Here is a 7275-nt window from a genome sequence, read left to right as displayed (position 1 = left end):
CGTGGTAAAGGCGATAGCAGTTCTCAAGGAGGAAATGGCTCTCAAGGTGGTAACGTAAAAGATAACGCGAAAAAACAAGGCGATAAGTTACCGAATACTGCAACACATTATCCTGCATCTATTTTAATGGGACTTTCAACATTCCTAATTGGTATGTTACTATTCATTCGCCGTAAAAACGCAAAATAAAAACATATCCTTCCATCTTAAAAATACATGAAACAAATTGTAAAACTAAAAAGGACTTTGGATTGCATTTTATTATGCAGCCCAAAGTCCTTTTCATCCTTCCTATCCAAAAGAGCATTAATACGCTTTTCCCCAATACACCATTTGCTTAGCTTCTTTACCACAACAAATACATTCGTTAGCTAAATGCTCTTGCTCAAAAGGCATACAGCGAGAAGATACTCCGACTTCTTCTTTTAATTTCTCTTCACAAGCTAGTTCCCCGCACCACATCGCCTTAATAAATCCTTGCTTTTCATCAGCTACTTTTTTCATCTCTTCAAACTTCGTCACACTATACGTATTTTCATCACGAAATACTTTTGCTTTATTAAATAAAGCGTTATGAATTTCCTCAAGTAGTGCTGGAATGCGTTCTTCTAATTGATCCATTGCTATAAACTCTTTTTCCTTCGTATCTCTTCTTACGAGTACAACTTGATTCTTTTCGATATCTTTCGGACCAACTTCTAATCGAATTGGAATTCCCTTCATTTCATACTCATTAAATTTCCAACCAGGTGTTTTATTGCTAGCATCTATTTTTACTCGTGCAACCTTTTGAATATGTTCTTGTAACTCTGTTGCTTTCGCTAAAACGCCTTCTTTATGCTGAGCAATCGGTACAATAACAACTTGCACTGGTGCGACTTTAGGAGGCATTACAAGCCCATTATTATCACTATGAACCATAATCAGTCCACCTATCATTCTCGTTGATACGCCCCAAGATGTTTGGTGTACATATTGCCACTTACCGTTACGATCTAAAAATTTAATATCAAATGCTTCAGAGAAATTCGTTCCAAAGTTATGGGATGTTCCCGTTTGAAGTGCTTTCCCATCATGCATTAAGCTTTCAATTGTATAAGTTGCCTTTGCGCCTGCAAATTTTTCTTTTTCTGTTTTTTGTCCTTTAATTACTGGTATTGCTAAGTAGTCTTCACAGAAAGAAGCATATAGATTTAAAATATTTAATGTTTCAGCTTGAGATTCTTCTGCTGTTTCATGAATTGTATGACCCTCTTGCCATAAGAATTCCGTTGTACGAAGAAATGGCCTCGTTGTCTTTTCCCAACGAACTACTGAACACCACTGATTATATAACTTTGGCAAATCATTATAGGATTGCACAATTTTTGAAAAATGCTCACAGAATAAAGTTTCGGATGTAGGGCGTATACAAAGTCTTTCTGCTAACTTTTCATCCCCACCATGTGTCACCCATGCTACTTCAGGAGCAAATCCTTCTACATGATCCTTCTCTTTTTGTAATAAGCTCTCTGGGATAAACATTGGCATATACACATTTTCATGACCAGTTGCTTTTAACTTCTCATCCATCACTTTCTTCATATTTTCCCATAAGGCATAGCCGTACGGGCGTAGAATCATACATCCTTTTACACTTGAATAATCAACAAGTTCTGCTTTTTTTACAATATCTGTGTACCACTGTGCAAAGTCCTCTTCCATCTTCGTAATCGCTTGTACTTGTTCTTTTACCATAGTCAGTCTTCCTCCTTCTAGAAAATACAAAAAAGCCCGCGCCCCTAAATAGGGACCGAGCTTTGCCGGCGTTACCACCCTGATTCATGCACAAAAATTGTGCATGCTCTCTTTTTGATAACGGGAAATTCCCGCTGCATATGCAGAACGCAAAGGTAGGTTCCATATCGCCTTTTTAAGAATCTTTCAGCCTGACGGATTCTCTCTCTGCTAAAAAGGTTGAACATGTACTAGTCCTTTTTCATCGTTATAACGAAGTAAATTTGTTGAATATCATAATATAAATTTCACCCTAAAACAAGAGTGAATTTTCTTATTTTTTATATATTCTTTTCATTTTTTACAGTTTTATACGTAGCTTTTTCTCGTAATTTTCACAAGTTGATGTGCAATCATACCGATAAGTGTACCAAGTAGGACGAAGAAACCAATAAATCCATATCCCATTCCTTCCCATCCACCAATAACCATCATTGTAACGGGAAAGGATGCTAAGCAAAGAAGTATTAAACTAAGTGCAAATATAATATCAAACTGCTTGTCTGGAAACCGTTTCTTTAGTAAATACGAAATAGCAAATACAAGAATAATTGTGATTCCACCAATGATGTAAAAGATACTAAATCCATCTAGCAAATCCACATTATTCCCTCCTTTCATTCATTCCCTTATACTTAATTATATGTTTAAGTTTTCTGAAAATAAATAATAAATTTTATTTAAAAACATATTTTTATTACTAGGTATTAATAGTAATATATAGTAATAGGTTTCATATAATTAGGAGGATTACTTTATGGATAAAGCATTAACGAATCGTGTCATCATTTTATCATTCGACTGTTTATCAGCTTTAGATTTTCCTATACTACAAAAATTACCTCACTTCCAATCTCTAATCAAAAAGGGTACGGTTGTCGAAAAAGTAGAGCCCATCTATCCTTCTGTAACCTATCCAAGTCACTCAACAATCGTAACTGGTAATTACCCTAATAAACATGGTGTTGTTAGCAATACGTTACTTCAACCTGGACGTGAATCACCCGATTGGCATTGGTACCGAAAATCAATACAAGGAACAACATTATATGATGCAGCACATAAAGCAAATTTAACGACAGCTGCCCTTCTATGGCCTGTTACTGGCAGAGCAAATATTGATTACAATTTACCAGAAATCTTTCCAAATAGACCGTGGCAAAATCAAGTTTTAGTTTCATTATTTAGCGGTAGCCCGCTATATCAATTAGATTTAAATCGTCGTTTCGGCCATATACGAAATGGATTGTCACAACCTGAACTCGATGATTTCGTACTTGCTTCTGCTGTGCATACAATCCAGACGAAGAAGCCTAATGTCATGTTTGTACATTTCACCGATTTAGACACCCAAAGACACTATCACGGCTTTGAATCAAAAGAAACAATAGCCGCAATTCATAGACATGATGAGCGACTAGGGAAAATTATTCAAGCTTTAAAAGACAGTGGACTATACGAAGAGAGCACCATTATCGCTCTTGGTGATCATAGCGCTTTAAGTGAAAGCAAAGCCATTCAATTAAATGTACTATTTCATCAAAAAGGGCTTATCTCTATAAATTCAAAAGGAAAATTAGTAGACTGGAATGCTTATTGCCAAAGTTGCGATGGGTCCGCCTATGTATATGTGAAAGACAAAAACGATACCGATACAATTCGAGAAGTACAACTACTCCTTGAAGAACTGCTTCAAAATAAACAAAACGGTATTGAATTTATACTTCATGATGAGGATGCGAAGGAATGCGGTGCAGATGGCAATTGTTTATTTATGTTGGAAGCACGAGAAGGGTATTATTTCACTGAAAACTATACAGGAGATTTTATAAAAGAAATTACTGAAAAAGATGTTACGCCTAGTAAAAAATATACATTTGGTACGCATGGATACTCTCCAACAAAACCTAACTATGAAACAATTTTTATAGCTGCCGGGAAAGGAATAAAAAGCGGCATTACCATACCGTATATGAGACTTATTGATGAAGGCCCAACTATCGCTAGACTACTCGGTTTACACTTAGGTGAAACAGACGGATCAATTGTAGAGGATTTACTCCAATTGTAAAGAACTGTGTATATATGTAAAAGTTATGTAAAATTCATCATTGTTTCTCTTTTTATAATTTTTATTTTTGTACACTGTTAGTAGAACAAATTTGAGGGGGAACATTATATGAAAAAAATGTCCAGACAAGAAAAAAGCTGGATATTATACGATTGGGCGAACTCCGTATATTCGCTCGTCATTACAACCGCATTATTCCCAATTTACTTTAAAGCAGCTGCAAAGGAAGCCGGGTTATCTGGTGCAACTTCAACAGCATATTGGGGATATGCAAACTCGTTCGCAACACTTTTAATTTCTATACTTGCTCCTATTCTCGGCACAGTTGCTGATTATAAAGGATTTAAAAAACGATTTTTCACATTCTTCTTTGGACTCGGTATCGTATTTACAAGTATGCTAGCAGTCGTTCCAACATCTCAGTGGTACTTATTACTAGGATGCTATATGCTCGCATTAGTCGGTTTTGCTGGAGCAAACATTTTTTATGATGCATTTTTAGTAGATGTCACTTCTGAAGATAGAATGGATCGAATTTCTACGAGAGGTTTCGCTTTAGGCTATATTGGGAGTACTATTCCATTTATCGGTTGTATCACTCTTATCATTCTTGCTCAAAAAGGAACTATCCCTTTATCAGTTGGCATTGCTAGTCAAATTTCATTTGCAATCACAGCTCTTTGGTGGGGATTATTTACAATTCCAATGCTAAAAAACGTAGAACAAACGCACTATATTGAACGTCACCCAAGACCAATTACAATGAGCTTCAAACGCCTTGCTGATACTTTTAAAAATATTAAAGAATATAAAACGGTCTTTATGTTCTTAATTGCTTACTTTTTCTATATTGATGGGGTCGATACAATTATTACTATGTCCACCGCTTACGGAACAGACCTCGGTATTAGTGCAACAAATCTATTAATCATATTATTCGTCACACAAATTGTAGCTTGTCCATTCGCTTTATTGTACGGAAAACTATCGGAGACATTTACCGGTAAAAAAATGCTATATGTCGGTATTATTATTTATATCATTATCTGCACATATGCTTATTTCTTAAAAACGACACTCGATTTCTGGATTTTAGCAATGTTAGTTGCCACTTCTCAGGGCGGGATTCAAGCACTTAGTCGTTCCTATTTTGCAAAACTAGTACCTAAAGAATCGGCAAATGAATTCTTCGGATTTTATAATATATTTGGCAAGTTTGCCGCGATTATGGGTCCAGTATTAGTCGGTGTTACAACGCAATTAACGGGAAAAACAAACGCCGGTGTCCTTAGTATTATTGTGTTGTTTATTATCGGTGGATTTTTATTAACTAAGGTCCCTGAAAATAATACATCCATTACACCACCTAGTCCAAAAACTAAAATGCTATAAGAAGAAGATCCTCTTCATGCAAGAAGAGGATCTTTTTTATCTATAACGTCTTACAATTAAAAACTCAACAGCTGGCTTTACAACTATCGCAGCACATAACGCAAACAAAAGCGGTATGTTATGAAAATCAATCCATCTATTAAACCCTACCGATGCGAAAAACAAGCCAAAAATTAATACAACGAGTACATAATATGTAACATTGGCACTTGTTTTTAATACATGTCTTTCTAAATCCTCTTTCTCCTCAGTATCCCCTTCAACGCTATGTGATGCCAAACTTTTAAATAGATAATGTAACGCGATGCTACAAATAAATAGTGCATACCAGTTTACTTGAAGTTCAGTTAACCAATAGTAAAGTGCAAACACTAACGTACCTATAGCCACTAATACAGTAACGAAAAGGCTTATTTTCTCTTTCCCCAACAACTACTCCCCCTACTGCTTGTACAAAAATAGTTTATCAACAGTTGTTCCTAATACTTCCGCTAAACGAAAAGCTAATGCTAAGCTTGGATCATATTTATTATTCTCAATTGCATTTATCGTCTGTCTTGAAACTTTACACTTATCAGCTAATGCACCTTGTGAAATATTATTCTCAGTGCGTAATTCATAAATTTGATTTTTCACATCTTTTCTCCTAACATGTAAAATCGTTTTTACAACATTAGTATATAGTCGGTACATTTCATTGTCAAAAGACTGTCACAAGAAAAGGGAGCTATTCATCTCCCTTACAATGGTTATTTCGAGGCTAATGAATTTGTTAGTTCCTCTTTATTAGCGACATCCCCTTTATTTATTTGCATGCGTAGAACTGGCCCTATCGCAAATAAAATAAGTGCCATCGCTATACAAAATACAGTAACTAATGAGGTCATCTCCTTTAATCCTCCAGCTATTGAAGTTCCGATTAACATTGCCCCCATAAACAGTGGTAAAATTGTTCCATTTACTCTTCCAATCATATTTTCTGGTACAAGTTGAATCATAAGCGTACCGACAACGATATTAACACAAGCTAAACAAATACCTGTTCCAAATCTCATGAAACTAGTAATCCAAAATGATGTAGATAGCCCTTCTACTAAAAACGATATCGCTAATATGCCCATACCGAATACGAACATCTTTTTCGGGTTCACTTTTGAAGTGAAAATCGCAGCAACAATACCACCAATTAACATACCTATTCCATCAGCTGCAGCTAAATATTGAACTGCTTCCTTTTCCATTCCAAGGCGTTCTATTACAAGAAACACCTCTAACGGATTCGTTAGTCCAACAGCTAAGCCCATAATGGTGAAAGTGATTGTAATCATACGTAAATTTTTCGTATGAAGAACGTATTTCCAACCCTCTTTTATATCATTTTTTAATGAATCTCTTGCCACTTGCTCTTGTTCAACCCATTTCGGTAAAAATGAAAGAGCGATAGCAGATAACAAAAATAAAATGATTAAACTATATAGCGACGTAAATAAACCAAGTTGTGTATACACAAGCGATCCTACCACTGGTCCAAAGATCAGAAATAATGACTGTAATGTTTGGTTAAATGCAATCGCATTTGCTATCTGTTCTTCTTTCACGTAGCGCTTAAATATACGCGAAGATGATGGCTGAGAGAACTGACCTACAATTGCGGAAATGAGTGTTGCAAAAAATATAGCCTCCCAATAATCCAGTTTTAACAACAGGGCAATTCCTATAATAGACATTACACTTAATACATCTCCAGCGACCATTGTTCTTTTCGGATTCCAGCGATCAGCTAGCGCACCACCGATAAACGAGAAAATAAAAATAGGTGCATATTCCATAACCGATAACAATGAAACGGAAACTGGATCATTATTCGTTCGCTCCATTATGAAATACAAAAGAGCCATATTTCTAATCCAAATTGCAAATTGTTGTAAAATATCAGATGCCATAACGAGCATAAATGCTCGGTTTTTAAATAAAGTGTTCATTTTCATTCCCCTTTCATAAACCGACCGTTCGGTCTAATTTATTTTATAGAAAAG

8 protein-coding genes and 1 other annotated feature are annotated in these 7275 nt (G+C 35.6%); of the genes, 3 read left to right on the top strand and 5 right to left on the bottom strand.

Features of this window, described 5'->3' with window-relative positions; translation table 11 throughout:
• Positions 1 to 189, top strand: a 189-nt coding sequence (locus tag MR083_RS09920; protein WP_242269121.1) for an LPXTG cell wall anchor domain-containing protein, incomplete at its 5' end; no start/stop codon positions are given.
• 117 nt (positions 190 to 306) lie between these two features.
• Here MR083_RS09920 and proS read toward each other — a convergent pair.
• Positions 307 to 1737, bottom strand: coding sequence for a proline--tRNA ligase (proS, locus tag MR083_RS09915; RefSeq protein ID WP_242269118.1), 1431 nt, complete (start codon positions 1735 to 1737; stop codon positions 307 to 309).
• A gap of 47 nt (positions 1738 to 1784) precedes the next feature.
• Positions 1785 to 1991 (bottom strand) — a binding site (T-box leader).
• Between the two features lie 94 nt (positions 1992 to 2085).
• Positions 2086 to 2379, bottom strand: coding sequence for a YesK-like family protein (locus MR083_RS09910; RefSeq protein ID WP_000364817.1), 294 nt, complete (start codon positions 2377 to 2379; stop codon positions 2086 to 2088).
• A 154-nt stretch (positions 2380 to 2533) separates the two neighbouring features.
• Here MR083_RS09910 and MR083_RS09905 point away from each other — a divergent pair, with 154 nt between their 5' ends.
• Together MR083_RS09905 and MR083_RS09900 are read left to right on the top strand one after the other, a co-directional pair.
• Positions 2534 to 3847 carry an alkaline phosphatase family protein gene (locus tag MR083_RS09905; RefSeq protein ID WP_242269116.1) on the top strand — a complete coding sequence of 438 codons (1314 nt, stop codon included), beginning with the start codon at positions 2534 to 2536 and terminating at the stop codon, positions 3845 to 3847.
• A 108-nt stretch (positions 3848 to 3955) separates the two neighbouring features.
• Positions 3956 to 5239: an MFS transporter gene (locus MR083_RS09900; protein WP_242269113.1), complete on the top strand. Its 1284-nt coding sequence runs from the start codon at positions 3956 to 3958 to the stop codon at positions 5237 to 5239.
• Positions 5240 to 5275: 36 nt separating this feature from the next.
• On the opposite strand, the gene MR083_RS09895 is transcribed toward MR083_RS09900, so the two are convergent.
• Genes MR083_RS09895 through MR083_RS09885 form a run of 3 tightly spaced genes read right to left on the bottom strand, consistent with a single transcriptional unit; the run spans position 5276 to position 7221 of the window.
• On the bottom strand, positions 5276 to 5668 hold the full coding sequence (locus MR083_RS09895; protein WP_242269110.1) for a hypothetical protein: 393 nt from the start codon (positions 5666 to 5668) through the stop codon (positions 5276 to 5278).
• A 12-nt stretch (positions 5669 to 5680) separates the two neighbouring features.
• Positions 5681 to 5932, bottom strand: a complete 252-nt coding sequence (locus MR083_RS09890) for a helix-turn-helix transcriptional regulator (protein WP_001974760.1) — start codon at positions 5930 to 5932, stop codon at positions 5681 to 5683.
• A gap of 56 nt (positions 5933 to 5988) precedes the next feature.
• On the bottom strand, positions 5989 to 7221 hold the full coding sequence (locus MR083_RS09885) for an MFS transporter (protein WP_242269107.1): 1233 nt from the start codon (positions 7219 to 7221) through the stop codon (positions 5989 to 5991).
• Positions 7222 to 7275: the final 54 nt, after the last annotated feature.

The organism is Bacillus cereus group sp. BfR-BA-01408 (assembly GCF_022663305.1).
Classification (GTDB): domain Bacteria; phylum Bacillota; class Bacilli; order Bacillales; family Bacillaceae_G; genus Bacillus_A; species Bacillus_A pacificus.
Note: the sequence above shows the minus strand (reverse complement) of the source record. Positions and strands in the feature narration are given on the sequence as shown.